The organism is Allobosea sp. NPDC003192 (genome assembly GCF_050275675.1).
Lineage (GTDB): Bacteria > Pseudomonadota > Alphaproteobacteria > Rhizobiales > Beijerinckiaceae > Allobosea.
Genome location: NZ_JBNNPK010000011.1, coordinates 140,358 through 157,019, shown reverse-complemented (window position 1 = coordinate 157,019; position 16,662 = coordinate 140,358). Strand labels below are relative to the sequence as shown.

The following is a 16,662-nucleotide window of genomic DNA, read 5'->3' as shown; positions in this document are numbered from 1 at the left end:
GAGAAAGAGTTCGCCCTACCGGCGAGGATGCGGAATGGTTTGAATGGTTTCGTTAACCTTTCATCAGGCGGCAATCCTTCATCAAGCGGCTTGGGCCGCCTGGTCGATGCGCGAGCGATAGGACAGCGCCTCGGCGAGATGGATTCGTCCGAGGCTGTCCTCGCCGTCGAGATCAGCGAGCGTGCGGGCCACCTTGAGCACGCGGTGATAGCCCCGCGCGGTCAATCGCATCGCATCGGCGGCATTGCGCAGCAGCGCGAGCCCGGCCGCATCCGGCCGCGCCACCTCGTCGAGCAAAGCGGCGGGGCAACGGGCATTGGTCGTGGCCCCCTCGACGCCGAGCGCGGCGTAACGCGCCGACTGGCGAGCCCGCGCCACGGCGACGCGGGCGGCGACCTCGGCCGAGCCCTCGGCCGCGGCCGGCAGGATGAGGTCGGCGGCCGTCAGAGCGGGAACGTCGATGGTGATGTCGATCCGGTCGAGCATCGGGCCGGAGATCCGGGCCTGGTAGCCGGCCATGCAGCGCTCGTTCGGCTGGCGGCGGCAGGCATAGCCCGGCTCGGTCGCCTTGCCACAGCGGCACGGATTCATCGCCGCGATCAGCTGGAACTTGGCGGGATAGACCGTGCGGTGATTGGCGCGCGAGATCAGCACCTCACCGGTCTCCATCGGCTGGCGCAAGGCATCGAGCGCCTGCGCCTGGAACTCCGGCAATTCGTCGAGGAAGAGCACGCCGTGATGGGCGAGCGAGACCTCGCCGGGCCTCGCCTGCAGGCCGCCGCCGACCAGGGCCGCCATCGAGGCCGAATGATGCGGCGCGCGGAAAGGGCGCCGGTCGGTCAGTTCGCCATCGGCGAGATGGCCGGCGACCGAGAGCACCATCGAAACCTCGAGCAGCTCGCGCGGATCGAGCGGCGGCAGGATCGAAGGCAAGCGGCTCGCCAGCATCGACTTGCCGGCGCCGGGTGGGCCATTCATCAGGAGGTTGTGGCCACCGGCAGCGGCGATCTCGAGCACGCGCTTGGCGCTCTCCTGCCCCTTGATCTCGCGCAGGTCCGGCAGCGGCCCGCTCTGGCGGGCGATGGCGGGTTGCGGCCGCGCCATCACCTGCGTGCCCTTGAAATGATTGGCGAGCTGGATCAGCGAGCGCGGCGCCAGGATGTCGAGGTCGCGGGCCGCCCAGGCCGCCTCCGGCCCACTCGCAGCCGGGCAGATCAGCCCCTGCCCCCGGCCATAGGCGGCGATCGCCGCCGGCAGCACGCCGGCGACGGGAGCAATCGAGCCGTCGAGGGCGAGCTCGCCGAGCACGGTATAGCCGGCGAGCGCATCGGCTGGGATCGCGCCGATCGCTGCCATCACACCGAGCGCGATCGGCAGATCGTAATGGCTGCCTTCCTTGGGCAGGTCGGCCGGGGCGAGATTGACGGTGATGCGCTTGGCCGGCAGCGCCAGCCCCGAGGCGATCAGCGCGGCGCGCACCCGCTCCTTGCTCTCGCCGACCGCCTTGTCTGGAAGCCCTACCAGGATGAAGGCGACGCCGCCCGGCGTGACCTGGACCTGGACATCGACGGCGCGAGCCTCGATGCCTTCGAACGCCACCGTCGCGACCCGCGTCACCATCCCAGCGCACCCCGTCCCCGCGCAGTGACGCTAGCGGAAGCGCGTCAGGGTTGCAAGAACATATCAAGAACTCTACGCAGGCGCCACGACAGCCTTGCGGGCGATGACCTGCCGCAGCAGCACCGGTGCCGCGATCACCAGACCAATCGCGACGCTGGTCGGCGTCGCCAGGATCAGCGGCAGCGCCGCAATGCCTAGGATCAGCCGTTCCCACATCGCCAGCGGCGCCAGCAGCCAGCCCGAGAAGGTAGCGGAAAGCAGGATGATGCTGGCGATGCAGGAGGCGGTCGAGCCGATCAGCTCCGTCCAGGTGAAGCTCGGCACCATGATCAGCATGGAGGGCGAGAACACGAAGACGAAGGGCACAAGCACCTTGCCGAGCGCCAGTCGGAAGGCGGTGTTGCCAGTCTTGAACGGATCGGCGCCGGCCATGCTCGCCCCGGCATAGGCCGCGATCGCCACCGGCGGCGTCACGTCGGCGAGGACGCCGTAATAGAAGACGAAGAAGTGCGCGACGAGCGGGTTGACGCCGAGCATGCCGAGCGCCGGCGCCGCCACGGTCACCATGATGATGTAGTTCGCCGTGGTCGGCACGCCGCAGCCGAGCAGGATGCAGACGATGCCGGTCAGGACAAGCGTGAAGAACAGCGTCGCGGTCTTCAGGTCGAAAGGCAGGAAAGGCGCGATCGCGAGCACGCCATTGGCCCATTGATCGGCGAGCGAAGTGACGATCCAGGAGATCTTGAAGCCGACGCCCGTCAGGGTCACCACACCGACGATGATGCCGACGGTCGCCGCGGCCGCCCCAACGCCGATCGCATATTTGGCGCCGAGGATGAAGGCATCGACCATGTCGTTGACGCGCTTGCGACCCTCGGCCGACTTCAGCAGCACGCCATGGGCCATGACCGCGAAGGCGGCGAGCGTGAAGGCGAGATTGACGCCCGGCACGCGCAGTAACTCGGTCGGCGCAGCCAGGCCGATCGCCAGGGCGAAGGCGAGCGCCGAAGCGGCCCGGTAATGCGCGAGCCCCACCAGCATGCAGCCGGTGATGCCCCAGAAGGCTGCAAGATAGGGCGTATAGCCCGTGAAGAGCACGACGATCAGCCCGAAGAGCGGCGCGATCGTCGGCCAGTCGCGGGCGAAGACCTCTTTCAGCTTCGGCGCCTCGGCATCGGTCATGCCGCGCATGCCGTTGCGCCGCGCTTCGAAATGCACCTGCATCAGCACGCCGAAGAAATGCATGAAGGCCGGGATGATCGCAGCGATGACGATGGTGGCGTAGGGCAGATTGAGGAACTCGACCATCAGGAAGGCGGCGGCGCCCATGATCGGCGGCGTGATCTGCCCGCCAGTCGCCGCCGTCGATTCGACTGCTGCCGCAAAGTGCCGCTGATAGCCGAGCCGGATCATCATCGGGATGGTGAGCGAGCCGACGGTGACCGTGTTCGCCACCGACGAGCCCGAGATCATGCCAAACAGGGCCGAGCCGAAGATCGAGACCTTGGCAGGGCCGCCGGCAAAGCGGCCGGCGACGGCCGCGGCGACGCCAAGAAAGAGCCGGCCGAGGCCGATGCGCGTCGCCAGCACGCCGAACAGCACGAAATGGAAGACATAGGTCGCGACCACGCCGAGCGCGACGCCGTAGACGCCCTGGCTGGTCAGATAGAGGTGGTTGACCAGCACCGACCAGGTCGCGCCTGGATGCAGGAAGATGCCGGGGAACCAGGGGCCGAAGATCGCATAGATCATGGCGAAGAGCGCGATCAGCGGCAGGCCCCAGCCGATCGCGCGGCGCGTCGCCTCGATCATCAGGACGATGGTGATCGTGCCCATGACGACGTCGAGCGTCGAGGGATTGCCGACGCGGAAGACAAGGTCCTCGAAGATATAGGGGACGTAAAGGCTCGCCACCGCCACCGCGACGGCGCAGATCCAGTCATAGAGCGGCACGCCGCCGGGCCGCCAGAAGGTCGAGGCATGGACCTTGGCCGCCTCGCTCTTGCGCGCGGCGAAGACCAGGAAGATCAGACCGAGCACGAAGGCGAGATGGATGCCGCGATGAGTCGTCTCGCGCAGCAGGCCGAAGCCGGCCGTGTAGTAGTGGAAGGCCGAGAGCGCCAGCAGCAGCGCCCCGATCAGAACCGCGGTGCCATGCGGCACCTTGCGGAACTGCATCTCCGGATCGAGCTCTTCCTCGAGCCTGGCGAGTTCGGCGGCGGAGGGCTGATTGGCCATGGTGGACTTTCGATACGTCGCGCCATCGGGCGCAGGCGAAACCATCATTCCCGGGCGGCACGAGGTGCCGGCCCGAGAATCGTCGGCAAGGGATGCTCGGAACGAGTCCGAGCATGACGCCTATGGCGTCACTTCAGCAGGCCAGCTTCCTTGTAGAACTTCTCGGCGCCTGGATGCAGCGGCACGCCCTGCAGGCCGGCGAGCGCGGTCTCCTTGCGGATCGCCTTGCCTTTGGCATGGCCGGCGTCGAGCGCGGCACGGGTCTTGTCGCTCCAGAGGCCCTTGGTCACGGCATAGACCGTATCGTTGGAGATCTTGGCCGAGGTCACCCAATGGGCGCCGACGGCGATGGTCTTGACCGCCCCGACATCCTTGTAGGTCCCGGCCGGAATTTCGTCTGCCGAAAAGAAGGGGGATTCCTTCGCCAGCTTTTCCGCCGCCGCACCGGTGATCGGCAGGATGTCGATGCCCGAGCCGGTCGAGGCCAATTCGGAGATCGCCGCTGCCGGGAAGCCGCCGGTGAAGAAGAAGGCATCGACCGAGCCATCCTTCATCTTTTCGGCCGCCTGGTTCGGCTTGAGGTATTCGGCCGAGATGTCCTTCTCGCCGACGCCGAAGGCGGCGAGGATCGCCTTGGCGTTGAGCAGCGTGCCCGAGCCCGGCTCGTCAAGCGAGACCTTCTTGCCCTTGAGGTCGGCGACACTTTTGACGTTCGAGGCCTTGCGCACAACGAGGTGAACGCTTTCGGGGTAGAGGTTGGCGATCGAACGCAATTCCGCAACCTTGGGCTTGCCGTCATAGACGCCAGTGCCTGAATAGGCCCAGAAGGCGACATCGGCCTGGACGAGGCCAGATTCCGCCGCGCCGCCGACGATGGCGTTGACATTGGCGACCGAGCCATTGCTGGCGACCGCCGTCGAGACCAACTGCGGCGGCGCCGAGATCGCGTTCGCGATCAATCCGCCAATCGGGTAGTAGGTGCCGGCCGTACCGCCAGTGCCGATGCGGAAGAAGGCGGGTGCCTGGGCGAGCGCGACGCCGGAGAGCGCAAGGGCGCCGAGCCCGAGCGCGATCGAGGCGGTGCGACGCGTGAACTTGGACTGCATGGAGAACCTCCCATTGAAACGGGAAGTCTCCGAATCTTTGCTACGGCAATCAAGCGGGGAACGGGCAAATCCCGTGCGTTTGTCGGGCCAGCCGCGCAAGATTGTGTTTAAATTGCGGCAATCGACATGAAGGAGAGCCGCCTCACCGTCGCGTGAGAATGCCGATCTGCGGCTTAGGGGCTGCGCCGAGCCAGAGCAGCAGGAAGCCGAGCAGCAATCCGGCCGCGGCGGTCGGTACTTGAAGGACATTCAGGAGCACCGGGTCCCAGAGCATGGGATGGAGATTGCGCTCGACAGCGGGCTGGAGCTGCCGGAAGCGCTCGCCGACGAAGGTCAGCAGGGTCTCGCCCAGCGGCGTGAAACGCAGGGCCGAGTTGGCGATCGAGCGCGCGCCGTCGGTGAGCAGCGCGACGAAGCCGCCGGCGACGAGGAGATAACCCAGCATCCTGACGAGAAAGCGCAATTCGTCCCCCGATCCCTGCAATGCCCAGCCGGGCGCGGCCCTCAGAACCGCCTCCCTGCCGGGAAATCGCATGTGTCCACTCGCCTGCGGCAATGCAACGGCAAAGGACAATTGCGCGCAACCCCGACGGACTGCGGCTTTAGCGCTTGAAACTCGCGCGCATGGACGCCATAAGCAGCGCGCCGGACAGGTGGCCGAGTGGTTGAAGGCGCACGCCTGGAAAGTGTGTATACGGGAAACCGTATCGCGGGTTCGAATCCCGCCCTGTCCGCCATATTACATTGAAAACATTGGCTTATTAGCGGATTTCTTGGCATTACTCGCCATTATATCCCACTTCAAATTTGCGCTTACTTTTGGAGGATTCGCGCGTCCATGCTGCCGCTGATTAAATTGTGATTCGATCGCCTAGCATTCTTCCGGCCAGCTGGAGAAGTAAGTTATGGATACCAACGAGATGGAGACGGCCTTCGCTCCCCTCTTCAAAGAAATTGAAGAGGACGAACTTGAAAAAAGTAAACCACTACTTGCACATTATACTACAGTTCAAACACTAGAAAAAATACTTCAAAATAGAGAAATTTGGCTAGCCAACCCGCTGTTCATGAATGATTTTGAAGAACTAAAATGGGGGATTCAAAACGACGTTCAAGAGTTTTTAAATAATGCTAACATCAACAATTATCTCTCGTCGTCAAACACTACGAAATAATTTCGATCTCAAGTTGAATGGAATTTGCAAAAATTTGAAGAAGATCACGCATTCGATACGTACATATTTTGCCTTTCAAAGCACGAACGTCACGAAGTCGATGGGAAGTTGTCGATGTGGCGCGGATACGGGGCCAATGGAGACGGCGCAGCTATCGTGTTTAACACAGAAAATCTTCCACGAGATCAAGAATCCCCGTTAATCATTGCTCCTGTCGCGTACGCCACTCGCGAGCGCAGACGCGAAATGCTAAAAGAATTAGCTGACCGCTTTGCTGAAATAATCTCTAACCACAAAATAATTACAAAACATGAATTTATAAATGCAGTATTTTATTTGTTCGATAGACTAAAATTATTCTCCATTTATACGAAGCACTCTGGATTCTCGGAAGAGCAAGAATGGAGGGTTGTTTATATGCCCGATCGAGATACAATAAATAAATTTAAGGATAAACGGCATTATATTACAAATGGCCGCGGCGTTGAGCCTAAATTGAGACTTACCTTCGGCACCGGGGAATCTGGGCTGCATCCTGACCTTAAACTAGATGACTTAATTCACGAGATCATTCTTGGCCCTTCGCATGCGTCCGTGCTGGCAGAAAGATCAATTAAGCGCATGATTGAACTATTGGGACGAGAGACCCTCATTCCAAAAGTACGCGCGTCCACTATCCCTTACCGCAAACCGTAAGAATGGGAAATTTATCGCCAACGCATCAACTACCATGCCCCTGTCCTCGTGATCGTCCGGCATCGGCAGCCGGCTTCGAGCCCGACATCGGCGTAGAAGGTCTCGGAGAACATCGTCGCCGGTGCGCGCTCGCCATAGGCGTTCCCGAGGATGAGCCTGATCGAGACGCCGCGGACCTTGATGACCGGCAACGTCTCCTTGCCGTGATGCTCGAAGGCAGGCGCGATGTCCTCATGGCTTTCGGGCAAGGCTAACCAGGTCTGGATGCCGAACAGGCTGTTCGGTCCGCTTCGGCTGGCTGCGGAAGTGCGCTCCGAATGGGATACGCCGCGCCCCGCGACCATCCAGTTCAGCGCGCCGGGGCGGATGATCTGATCGGCTCCGGTGCTGTCCCGATGATGGAAATCGCCGCGGAACAGATAGGTCACCGTACCGGGACCGATGTGCGGGTGTGGGGGACGTCGATACCTTGCCCGGTCAGCAGATCAGCCGGCCCGGCCTGGTCGAAGAAGATGAACGGCCCCACCATCTGCCGCTTCGGCGCCGGCAGGGCGCGCCGCACCTCGAAGCCGCCGAGATCCCGCGCCCGCGGAACGATCAGGGTCTCGATCGCGTCCATGCCGACCTCGTCAGGGCAGCCCGGTTCGATGGCAGGGTTCCAGCTCATGCGCGTCGAGATCTCCCGTCGGCGGCCTTCATCGACGATCGACCTAGCGAGCCGCTCAGCAATGTCGCCCAAAGCGGAACTCACATGGCCGGCACGAAGACCTCGCCGTTGGTATTCGGCAGACGAATCTCCGCGAAACGCGGATCGTGTTCGAGCATCTCGATCAACAATTCGGTGAGCACCCGGATCTTGCGTTCAGGGTGCTGGCCCGGCGGGCGGACGACATAGGCGCCGGCTGGCGGCGGCGGGTAGCGCATCATGATCGGGACGAGCGCGCCAGCGGACACATGCTCATGGATCATGCAGTCGGGCAGCCAGGCGATACCGAGCCCCGCTGCTGCGGCAGCAACGAGAGCCGTGGCACTGTCTGCCTTGAAGCGCCCCTGCGGCTGGATGGTGACGATCTTGTCAGCGTCCATGAATTGCCAGGTCTCCATGCTCTGCATCAAGGCCGGATGGGCGGCGATCTCCTCCGGTTTCTCAGGGGAGCCGTGAGTCTCGATATAGTCCGGGCTCGCGACGAGCTTGCCGTAGATCGGGCCGATACGCCTTGCGACCAGATTTGAGTCCTGCAGGTAGCCGACCCGGATCGCGCAATCAAAACCCTCGGCGATGAGATCGACGAAGCGGTCGCTGTAGACGGTATGGATGTGGAGCTGCGGATGGCGACGCGCCAGCTCGGCGACCATTGGAGCGAAGTGCGTCGGCCCGAAGGTCAGTGGCATGGCGATCCGCAGGCGGCCGCGAAGGTCGCCGTTCGGCAGGATCGCCTCCCTGGCCAGCTCGATCTCGGCGGAGACCCTGGCCGCGTGCTCGCGGAATGTCGCGCCGGCTTCCGTGAGTGCCGCGCCACGGGTCGTGCGGGCAAGCAGCTGGACTCCGAGCTCCGATTCTAGCCGCAGCAGCCGTCGGCTCACGATGGACTTGGACAGGCCTAGTCGGCGCGCGGCAGGCGAGACGCCTCCGGCATCGGCCACCGCCACGAATGTCTGCAGATCTTCGATCTCCAATTTGGCGTTCCTCATCTTGCGACACAGCTTGCCTGACGATGGCGCTATCGCAGCGCGCTTGGGAACGGCAATAAACGGCCGGCGCTGCCTGTGGCGCAAATCGCCCGGCTGACATTGCCGCTCATTGACGACGTCAGAAGAGGATAATCATGACCTTTCGCAACGGCCTGAAGTCGCTCCTTCGCCCTGAAGACTCGGTCCTCGTTCTGATCGACCACCAGCCTTTCCAGCTCACCAATCTGAACAGCCACGACCCCCATATGGCGGTCAACAATGCGACGGCTCTGGCGAAGGCCGCCAAGGCATTCAGCGTCCCGACCATTCTCACGAGCGTGATCGCTGAGCGAGGCGGTCTCATCTTCCCGCAGATCACCGATGTCTTCCCGGGCCAGGAGGTGATCGACCGGACGTTCGTCAACACCTGGGAAGATCCGAAGGTGGTGGACGCGGTCAAGGCGACGGGCCGTAAGCAGCTGATCATCGCCGGCCTCTGGACCGAGGTCTGCGTCGCGATGCCGGCGATCCAGGCCCTCGGCGAGGGCTGGGACGTGACCGTGGTCACGGATGCCTGCGGCGGCATTTCGGTCGAATCCCACGAGGTCGCCATCCAGCGCATGATCGCGGCCGGCGCGAATATGATGACTTGGCTCGCCGTGATGGCCGAATGGCAGCGCGACTGGGCCCGCATCGAAACCGCTGGCAAGGTGACGGACGTCCTCAAGGAACATGCTGCGGGTAGTGGCATCGCCTATCTGTGGGAGCAACAGCTGCTCAACACGCCGGTCCCGAGCCCCGCCGGCTGACCTGTTCGGGTGGCGGGTTGCGGCGAGATGCCCTGCGAGACGATGGACCCGGTGTCGCGGCTCGCCATCCCCTCTGTGCCGGGGCCCGTTAAGCTCCGGCGCTTCTGCCGAAGCCTGAAACAGTTGTCGCCGCGAAAGTGGACCATCGCTTTCGCGGCAGCAACGCTGCCTGTTGTGGCAGACGCACAGACGGGCACGGATATCGGCCGCGCGCCGACCTTGACGATCGAGCGTTACCCCGAAAGCTGGTCTTATCTGGCAGACCCCACCCGACGGACAGGGCGGTGGACGGAGCCGTTCAAGTACATCCCCTTGAGCGCGGATGGATCGACCTATCTCACGACAGGGCTCGAGGTCCGATCGCGCTACGAAGGCTATGCCAATGTCCGCTGGGGCGCGGCGCCGGACGATGGCTACGTCTGGCATCGCTTGATGCCCTATGCCGATTTCCATGTGGGAAAGCTGCGCCTGTTCGCTCAACCTATCATCTCCGGGATCTCGGGCGTCCGTCGCGCCACGAGACCTGTCGATACGACCGGAGCAGATATGTTGCAGGCCTTCGTCGAGCTGGAGACGGATGTCGCGCAAGCGATCTCGCTGCGGATGTCTGCAGGTCGCAAGCTGATCTCGCTTGGCGCGGGACGCTTCATCGACACACGCTACGGTCCCAATATTCCTCAGGCCTTCGACGGCTTCGACATGTCTCTGACGGGCAAGGCCTGGCAGGTTAAGGCGCTCTATTCTCGCCCGGTCGACAACAGGCTTGACGATTTCGACGACCGGACATCGAGCCAGAAGTCACTCTGGGGCGTCTATGCGACGCAATGGCTGGGCAAAACTCAGACGAACGGCTTTGACGTCTATTATCTCGGGCTGCGGGACCGGAATGCGGTCTACGACCAAGGGGCCGGTAGAGAGCGAGTCCATACCATCGGAACCCGCATATTCGGAGACACAGGCAGCTCGTACTGGAACCTCGAGGGCGCCGTTCAGCATGGGATGTTCGCAGGCCACCGGAGGGCGGCCTGGGGGATCGGTGCCGAGATCGGATGCCGGTTTTCGCAAGCACCACTGCAGCCGGACCTCAGGCTTTCCGCTGACGTGATCTCGGGCGACGATGACCCGGACGATCCGGAATTGGGAACGCTCAACCCCCTTTTTCCGAGGGGCAAGTACTTCGTGTCTCAATCGCCGATCGGGCCGCGCAACCTGATCCATGTCCGGCCTTCCATCACGATCCATCCGCGCAAGGATGTCGAGCTGTCGCTGTCGGGTTCGGCCTATTGGCGACAGAGCACCGGCGACGGCATCTATGCGATCTCTGGCGCCCTCGTCCGCAGCGGCAAGGGCAGCGATGCACGCTTCATCGGAACGCAGGCCGAGATCGCCATAGCCTGGCAGGCAACGCCGGAGCTGAATCTCGCGGCCTCGGTCGGCGTCTTCGACCCGGGAACATTCATTCGAGAAACGGGCCCAGCGCAGATCATCAAGCTGGTCGGCGTCATGGCAAACTACCGATTCTGACCATGCAAGCGTCGGCCCCTGACAACCCCGTACTTCAGCAAACGAAGGCTGCTCGGCTGCCGAAGCAGTTGCGCGGATCGCAGCTCTTCTCCCGCGCCACCCCACGAATTTGCAGGGACCCTTGATGCAGATCGGTATCGACAGCTTCGCCGCCATCCTCCCGGATTCGGCGACGGGCAAGCTTCCCTCGCCGACTGAGCGAATGGCCGATCTGCTTGACGAGGTCGAGGTCGCCGATCGGGCCGGGCTCGATATCTTCGGCATCGGCGAGCACCATCGCGCCGAGTTCCTCGATTCCGCGCCGGCGATCATCCTCGCCGCCGCCGCGGCCCGCACCAGCCGGATCCGGTTGACGAGCGCCGTGACGGTGCTGAGCGCTGCCGACCCGGTCAGGATCTTCCAGGAATTCGCGACGCTGGACCTGATTGCCAAGGGGCGGGCCGAGATGGTTGTCGGCCGTGGCTCGTTCGGCGAGGCCTATCCGCTGTTCGGCGCCGACCCGCGGGACTATGACGAGCTCTTCGCCGAGAAGCTCGCTCTGCTCCTGAAGCTGAACGAGACGGCTCATCCGATCTGGAAGGGTCGTTTCCGCGCGGCGCTGGTGGGACAGGGCGTCTATCCGCGTCCCCATCAGCCGCGCCTGCCGCTCTGGATCGGCGTCGGCGGCACGCCGCAATCCTTCGCTCGCGCCGGCACGCTCGGGCTGCCGCTGATGGTGGCGATCATCGGCGGGACGTTCGAGCGCTTCCGGCCGCTCGTCGATCTCTATCGCGAGGCCGGCCTGAGCGCCGGGCATAGCCCCGAAACGCTCAAGGTGGGGGTCCACGCAATGGGCTTCGTCGGCGAGACCGATACGGCGGCCAGGGATGCATTCTTCCCGGGCTGGGCGCATCTGACCGGGAGGATCGGCCGCGAGCGCGGCTGGCCGCCGCCGTCGCGGGATCAGTTCGACGCCATGGCCAGCCCGGAAGGCGCGTTCCTGATCGGCGACCCAAAGACGGTCGCGGCCAAGATGCTCCATGCCAGCGAAGTGCTCGGCGGCGTCTCGCGCATCACCTTCCAGATGAGCACCGCCTCGCTCGAAACGGCGGCGATGAAGCGTTCGATCGAGCTCTTGGGCACCCAGGTCGCGCCAATCGTCCGGGCGGCCACGCGCGAAACCGAGAAGGCGACCTGATGGCCGAAGCGGGCTTGGGGCAGACGATCGCTCCGGCGGTCGTCCTGATGGGAGCGGCCGTGGTTGCCGTGCCGCTGTTCCGGCGGCTCGGCCTCGGATCGGTCCTCGGTTACTTCGCGGCCGACCGGGGAGCTTCCCGGCCGGCCGCGGGACATGTCAGGCGGCCGCCTCGCCCGACACGTCGATTACGACCTTGCCGCGCAATCCTCGCGCGGCGCCGTTCTCCAGCAGTTCGTGCGCCTCGGCCATGCGGGCAAGCGGCAGGGTCGCGCCGATCATGGGCTTGACCAAGCCGCGCTCGACGAGGCTCGTGAGCGCGTCGAGCTTGCCGCGGTTCTGACGGGTGAACACGAAGTGGTAGGCTGCGTTCTTGCCCCATGCCTCGATGAGGTTCTGCGGCTGTGCGATGTCGACGAGGCTGACCACGCGCCCGAACGCCGCCAGCGTGAGCGGGCTCCGCGTGAGGGCATCACCGCCGATCGTGTCGAAGACGACGTTCACGCCCTCTCCGCCGGTCAGTCGGGCGACCGCCTCCACATAGTCTTCGGCGGTGAAATCGATCGCCTCGTCGGCGCCGAGCGAGCGCACGAAGTCGTGGTCGCGCGCACGCGCTGTCGTAATCACCCGCGCGCCGATCGCCTTCGCAACCTGGATCGCGATCGTGCCGACGCCGCCGGCCCCGCCATGGATGAGAATCGTCTCGCCGACCTTCAGCTGCGCGCGCTGGACGAACGCCTCCCAGACCGTACCGCCGACAAGCGTCAAGCTCGCCGCCTCAAGGTGCGAGAGGTTCCGAGGCTTGCGACCGACGAGCTCGATGTCGGCAACGTGCTGTTCGGCATAGGAGCCTGCGGCGCCGAAGATCTTGGGCGTGTAGTAGACCTCATCGCCGACCGCCAACTCGCGAACATCCGAGCCCAGTTCCTCGATGACTCCCGAGATGTCGTGGCCGGTGATCGCGGGCAACGGCACGTAGTCCGCGTAGTCGCCGCGGCGAATCTGGTAATCGAGCGGATTGACGGCCGTGGCGTGCACCCGCACCCGAACCTGGCGCGGACCGACTTCCGGCACCGGCACCTCGCGCAGCTCGAACGCGTCCGGCCCGCCGAAGCGCGTGAGGACAGCTGCCTTCATGGTCTTGGTCATCACGACCTCCTTTCAAGGGTAGAGGCAGAGCGGGCTCCATGAGCAATGGTCCCGTTGCGATGATGACCATATGACTTGTCAGGATTGCCCTCGGTAGCGGGCCTGAACTAGGATCAGTTTCAATGAATCCTTGAGAGTGACGCGATGGACGTCAACGATTTGAACCTGTTCGTGCGCATTGCTCAACTCCGGAGCATCAGCTCTGCAGCCCGCGACCTGGGCCTAACCCCGGCGGGAGCAAGCGCCAGACTGGCAGCCCTCGAGAGAAAGCTGGGCGCCAGGCTTCTCCACCGAACGACGCGGCAGGCGACGCTGACCGAGGACGGCCTCGCCTTCCTGCCGCACGCAGAGCACGTCGTGCTCGCAGCAGAATCCGCCCGCGCGGCGCTCGGGCGGGAGCAAGCCGCCCCGCGCGGCACCCTGCGGGTGGCAGCTCCGGCCTCGTTCGCGCGCATGCATATCGTGCCGGGCCTAACCGACTTCCGCAGGCGATATCCCGAGCTGGCTCTCGACTTGCGCATCTCGGACAGTGTTGTCGATCTCGTCGAAGGTGCCTTCGATGTCGCGGTTCGGTATGCCGACCTCAACGACACGTCCTTTGTCGCGCGGCGGCTCGCTCCAGATAGGCGCGTGGTGGTTGCTTCCCCCGGGTACATCGAACAGCGCGGGCGGCCGAACACGCCCGACGACCTCGCAGTACACGCCTGCCTCGTAGTCGGCACGCTCGATCTCTGGACATTCCGCGGAAAGGGCGGAGAGCTGATCGAGCGGCGCATCAACCCAAGCCTGCGGATCAATGACGGCGGTGCCGTGCGCGATGCGGCCTGTGCGGGGTTGGGCGTCGCTCTGATGGCCACGTGGTGCGCCGCGGACGAGCTTCGCTCCGGCGCCCTCGTCCCAGTCCTTCCCGATTATCCGCTGGTCTCGACCCAGACGCTTTGGGTGCTTTACCCAAGTTCGCGCGAACTGGCGCCTAAAGTGCGGGTCTTCATCGACTGGTTGGTCGAGCGATTTGGGGGACAGCCGTATTGGGACCGCGGCCTCGAAAAGATCTTTGGGAACACTCAATGACGCTCGCTCCGCGGAGGCGCGGACAGTCAGCGCCACTAGCTGACTCTGCTGCGCTGCCTACACCGGACCTTCGAGGTTGCCGAAGCTGACTTCCAACGCCAATCCATCTGAGGCTGCCATTGGGCCGTCCGAATTCCCACTTCAGGTTCATGCCCGCGATCGAGAAATCGGGCCGCTACAGTGTCGTAAGCATATCAGCAAAAAATGGAGCTCTCGATATCGGCGTACTGGCTATGTCGTGCTGCAGGCGGGCTATCGCGCTTCTTTTGCATCAGCATCAGCAGCATCAGCCCCTGTCTGCCGCATTCGCGCGAGGCTCAGATTGCTGCGCTGTGAAGAGACCGCGCGTCGTAGCGGCGCCCACTCCAGCGGCGGCATCCGGATGATCCGGTACGCTATGTACCACGACCGCATGTGACGCGAAGGCGATGCCGCGTTCGCCGAATACTTTCACGATCCTCTTCAGCGCCTCTCGCTGGATCTCGGTTGGCTTTCCGGGCCGGACCGTGAATTTGAAGCGCACGACGAGCGCCGCCTCCTGAATGTCGGCAACACCCTGCAGCTTGAGCGGCTCGAGGAACTCGGGCGCGAATTCCGGATCGGCCAGCAGCTCTTCGCCGATCTTCTTGACGGTCTTGCGCACGGCTTCGAGATCGACGTCGCGTGCCAGCCGCAGATTGAATTTGACGATCAGCCAGTCGCGGCTGCTGTTCGTTACGGAGCCCAGTTGGCCGAACGGAACCGTATGCACCTGGCCATGGTGGTGGCGAAGACGGACAGAGCGAAGCGAAATGCTCTCCACCGTTCCCCTGAGTTGCCCGGCCTGGATGTATTCGCCGATGCGGAAGGCGTCATCCGCCATATAGAACAGGCCAGAAATGATATCGCGCACGAGTGACTGAGCGCCGAAACTGAGGGCAAGCCCGAAAATGCCGGCGCCTGCGAGGAGTGGAGCGATATTGACCCCAAGCTCTCCGAGCGCGACCAGGGTCCCTGTCCCCAGCACGAGGAAGGTGATCCCCCACTGGAGCAGAGGAATGATGGTCAGGAGCCGCGAGCCGGGCTGGAATTCGTTGCCCTCGCCCGGGACATAGCGGGTGACGGTCACGAATTTTGCGCGGATCCACGTGCTGATCAAAGCCGACAGGGCATAAGCGATAAAGATTGCCGCGGCCGCCCGGGCAATGCTCTCATTGACCTCTCTCCAGCGCGGCTCTCCGAGCCAGGCGGGAAAGTCCATGGCGAGAAATCGCGCGACGATCAGAACCACGCCCAAAGTCGCGGCCAGGCGCACGATCGCGACGAGCGCCCGCGCCAAATGCCATTGCAAGGGCGCACTCCGCCGCTCGCCCCCATGGGCATTGCAGTAGGCCAGCAGAAGCCGATCGACGATGAATGCTCCGACGACGATGCCGCCGACCGAGATCGCTGCGACGTAGAATGGGAAATCGAGGGACAGGACGCCGTAGATCCAAGCGATCCCGGCAGCACCGATGGCGACACCGAAGCCAATCTCGCGCGCCTTTAGGCGCGTCGGAGCATCGGCATGGAACCGGCGCGCCGCAGCCCACATCAGTGCGGTAGCGATGAGTCCCGCCACGACCCCCGAAGCCTGTCCGGCGGGCCAGCTCATTCCGGCTTCGAGCAGCAGCGGTATGACCGTTACGAAGGCGATGGCGAGGAACAGCGAGGCTGTCAGGAACGGCATGGCATGCCGGATCTGGGCATCGCTGGCCGATATGAGGCGCAGCGGCGGTTCGCCCGGGCGCAGCAATATCCGGACTGCCGTCATGACGATCCTGAACCGCAGCACGGTATCGACCAGGGCGATCCCGAGCCGGGCCATGAGCGTGTCGTCGCCCAATGCCAACTCCACCAGGATGGCCGCTGCCAGCATCAACATGATCAGGTCGCCGACATCGAAGGCGAAAGCAGACAGGAGTCGGGTCGTTCTCGAAGCGCTCATGCGCGCCTTCGCGCCCGAGATCGCCAGGCGCCTGGCATGCGGAAGCAGCAACAGGAGCGCCACGATGAAAGCGGCACGCCAGAGAATGCCGAGTTGGCCGCTGGTGAGGATGCGAGCGGCCGCGTCGCTGGCTTCGCCGGGAATGCGCGGAATCGCGGCCAGGATCGGCCAGAACAGCTCTCGGATGGCGTTGAGGCCTTGCGTCAGATAGCTGACCAGGCTTCGTTGCATGGGGACGCCGGCAGGATAAGTGTCGGCGCCTGCCCGCGCTGCATTCATCCAGCCGATGGCGGCGATGCAAGCTGCCGTTCCGAACACCGCAGGACAATGCCGACGGAGGTTCGCAGGCACTTGTCCCCGCATCTGCGGTCGCTCGGACATGGGTCCCCCTCCCACGGATACGCACCGCCTGCAGCGCAGACGAAGCTTGTGCCTGCCTGCGCCTCGGTTTGAATTCGTCGAA

The 16,662-nt window shown here is 64.0% G+C and carries 13 protein-coding genes, 1 tRNA gene and 1 pseudogene; 7 read left to right on the top strand and 8 right to left on the bottom strand.

What is annotated here, in order from left to right; genetic code table 11:
- Positions 1–81: 81 nt before the first annotated feature.
- The 4 genes from ACQKLX_RS16575 to ACQKLX_RS16560 form a co-directional block, all read right to left on the bottom strand.
- A complete protein-coding gene (locus ACQKLX_RS16575; protein WP_427362672.1) occupies positions 82–1,620 on the bottom strand; it encodes a YifB family Mg chelatase-like AAA ATPase in 1,539 nt (512 codons plus the stop codon).
- Positions 1,621–1,692: 72 nt separating this feature from the next.
- Positions 1,693–3,858 carry a TRAP transporter permease gene (locus ACQKLX_RS16570; RefSeq protein ID WP_427362671.1) on the bottom strand — a complete coding sequence of 722 codons (2,166 nt, stop codon included), beginning with the start codon at positions 3,856–3,858 and terminating at the stop codon, positions 1,693–1,695.
- Positions 3,859–3,986: 128 nt separating this feature from the next.
- Entirely contained in the window at positions 3,987–4,964 is a 978-nt protein-coding gene (locus ACQKLX_RS16565) for a TAXI family TRAP transporter solute-binding subunit (RefSeq protein ID WP_427362670.1), read from the bottom strand.
- A gap of 142 nt (positions 4,965–5,106) precedes the next feature.
- Positions 5,107–5,499 (bottom strand): hypothetical protein, encoded by a 393-nt coding sequence (locus ACQKLX_RS16560; protein ID WP_427362669.1) that lies wholly within the window; start codon positions 5,497–5,499, stop codon positions 5,107–5,109.
- Positions 5,500–5,611: 112 nt separating this feature from the next.
- Here ACQKLX_RS16560 and ACQKLX_RS16555 point away from each other — a divergent pair.
- From ACQKLX_RS16555 to ACQKLX_RS16545, 3 genes are all read left to right on the top strand, one after another.
- A tRNA-Ser gene (locus tag ACQKLX_RS16555) sits at positions 5,612–5,701 on the top strand.
- 168 nt (positions 5,702–5,869) lie between these two features.
- On the top strand, positions 5,870–6,139 hold the full coding sequence (locus ACQKLX_RS16550; RefSeq protein ID WP_427362668.1) for a hypothetical protein: 270 nt from the start codon (positions 5,870–5,872) through the stop codon (positions 6,137–6,139).
- Between the two features lie 114 nt (positions 6,140–6,253).
- On the top strand, positions 6,254–6,835 hold the full coding sequence (locus tag ACQKLX_RS16545; RefSeq protein ID WP_427362667.1) for a DUF2971 domain-containing protein: 582 nt from the start codon (positions 6,254–6,256) through the stop codon (positions 6,833–6,835).
- A gap of 27 nt (positions 6,836–6,862) precedes the next feature.
- Here the strand turns inward: ACQKLX_RS16545 and ACQKLX_RS16540 are convergent.
- Positions 6,863–7,502 (bottom strand): annotated as a pseudogene (locus ACQKLX_RS16540) (pirin family protein); the annotation flags it as partial.
- Between the two features lie 80 nt (positions 7,503–7,582).
- Complete coding sequence (locus ACQKLX_RS16535; protein ID WP_427362711.1) at positions 7,583–8,512, bottom strand: LysR family transcriptional regulator; 930 nt, start codon at positions 8,510–8,512, stop codon at positions 7,583–7,585.
- Positions 8,513–8,661: 149 nt separating this feature from the next.
- On the opposite strand from ACQKLX_RS16535, the gene ACQKLX_RS16530 reads away from it, so the two are divergent.
- The 3 genes from ACQKLX_RS16530 to ACQKLX_RS16520 all read left to right on the top strand — a co-directional run bounded on the left by ACQKLX_RS16530 (position 8,662) and on the right by ACQKLX_RS16520 (position 12,016).
- Positions 8,662–9,315, top strand: a complete 654-nt coding sequence (locus ACQKLX_RS16530) for a hydrolase (RefSeq protein ID WP_427362666.1) — start codon at positions 8,662–8,664, stop codon at positions 9,313–9,315.
- A 51-nt stretch (positions 9,316–9,366) separates the two neighbouring features.
- Positions 9,367–10,839, top strand: a complete 1,473-nt coding sequence (locus tag ACQKLX_RS16525) for an alginate export family protein (protein ID WP_427362665.1) — start codon at positions 9,367–9,369, stop codon at positions 10,837–10,839.
- 124 nt (positions 10,840–10,963) lie between these two features.
- Complete coding sequence (locus ACQKLX_RS16520) at positions 10,964–12,016, top strand: Atu2307/SP_0267 family LLM class monooxygenase (RefSeq protein ID WP_427362664.1); 1,053 nt, start codon at positions 10,964–10,966, stop codon at positions 12,014–12,016.
- 156 nt (positions 12,017–12,172) lie between these two features.
- Here the strand turns inward: ACQKLX_RS16520 and ACQKLX_RS16515 are convergent, their stop codons facing one another.
- Positions 12,173–13,162, bottom strand: coding sequence for a zinc-dependent alcohol dehydrogenase family protein (locus tag ACQKLX_RS16515; protein ID WP_427362663.1), 990 nt, complete (start codon positions 13,160–13,162; stop codon positions 12,173–12,175).
- 144 nt (positions 13,163–13,306) lie between these two features.
- Between ACQKLX_RS16515 and ACQKLX_RS16510 the strand changes: the two genes are divergently transcribed.
- The gene (locus ACQKLX_RS16510) at positions 13,307–14,233 is read left to right on the top strand and encodes a LysR family transcriptional regulator (RefSeq protein ID WP_427362662.1); all 927 of its coding nucleotides are present in this window, start codon (positions 13,307–13,309) and stop codon (positions 14,231–14,233) included.
- 286 nt (positions 14,234–14,519) lie between these two features.
- On the opposite strand, the gene ACQKLX_RS16505 is transcribed toward ACQKLX_RS16510, so the two are convergent.
- The gene (locus ACQKLX_RS16505; RefSeq protein ID WP_427362661.1) at positions 14,520–16,580 is read right to left on the bottom strand and encodes a mechanosensitive ion channel domain-containing protein; all 2,061 of its coding nucleotides are present in this window, start codon (positions 16,578–16,580) and stop codon (positions 14,520–14,522) included.
- Between the last annotated feature and the right edge of the window lie 82 nt (positions 16,581–16,662).

Excerpts from the sequence above, each read along its gene's own strand:
- ACQKLX_RS16575 (WP_427362672.1), bottom strand. The coding sequence starts at position 1,620 with ATGGTGACGCGGGTCGCGACGGTGGCGTTCGAAGGCATCGAGGCTCGC.
- ACQKLX_RS16570 (WP_427362671.1), bottom strand. The coding sequence starts at position 3,858 with ATGGCCAATCAGCCCTCCGCCGCCGAACTCGCCAGGCTCGAGGAAGAG.
- ACQKLX_RS16565 (WP_427362670.1), bottom strand. The coding sequence starts at position 4,964 with ATGCAGTCCAAGTTCACGCGTCGCACCGCCTCGATCGCGCTCGGGCTC.
- ACQKLX_RS16560 (WP_427362669.1), bottom strand. The coding sequence starts at position 5,499 with ATGCGATTTCCCGGCAGGGAGGCGGTTCTGAGGGCCGCGCCCGGCTGG.
- ACQKLX_RS16550 (WP_427362668.1), top strand. The coding sequence starts at position 5,870 with ATGGATACCAACGAGATGGAGACGGCCTTCGCTCCCCTCTTCAAAGAA.
- ACQKLX_RS16545 (WP_427362667.1), top strand. The coding sequence starts at position 6,254 with ATGTGGCGCGGATACGGGGCCAATGGAGACGGCGCAGCTATCGTGTTT.
- ACQKLX_RS16530 (WP_427362666.1), top strand. The coding sequence starts at position 8,662 with ATGACCTTTCGCAACGGCCTGAAGTCGCTCCTTCGCCCTGAAGACTCG.
- ACQKLX_RS16520 (WP_427362664.1), top strand. The coding sequence starts at position 10,964 with ATGCAGATCGGTATCGACAGCTTCGCCGCCATCCTCCCGGATTCGGCG.
- ACQKLX_RS16515 (WP_427362663.1), bottom strand. The coding sequence starts at position 13,162 with ATGACCAAGACCATGAAGGCAGCTGTCCTCACGCGCTTCGGCGGGCCG.
- ACQKLX_RS16510 (WP_427362662.1), top strand. The coding sequence starts at position 13,307 with ATGGACGTCAACGATTTGAACCTGTTCGTGCGCATTGCTCAACTCCGG.
- ACQKLX_RS16505 (WP_427362661.1), bottom strand. The coding sequence starts at position 16,580 with ATGTCCGAGCGACCGCAGATGCGGGGACAAGTGCCTGCGAACCTCCGT.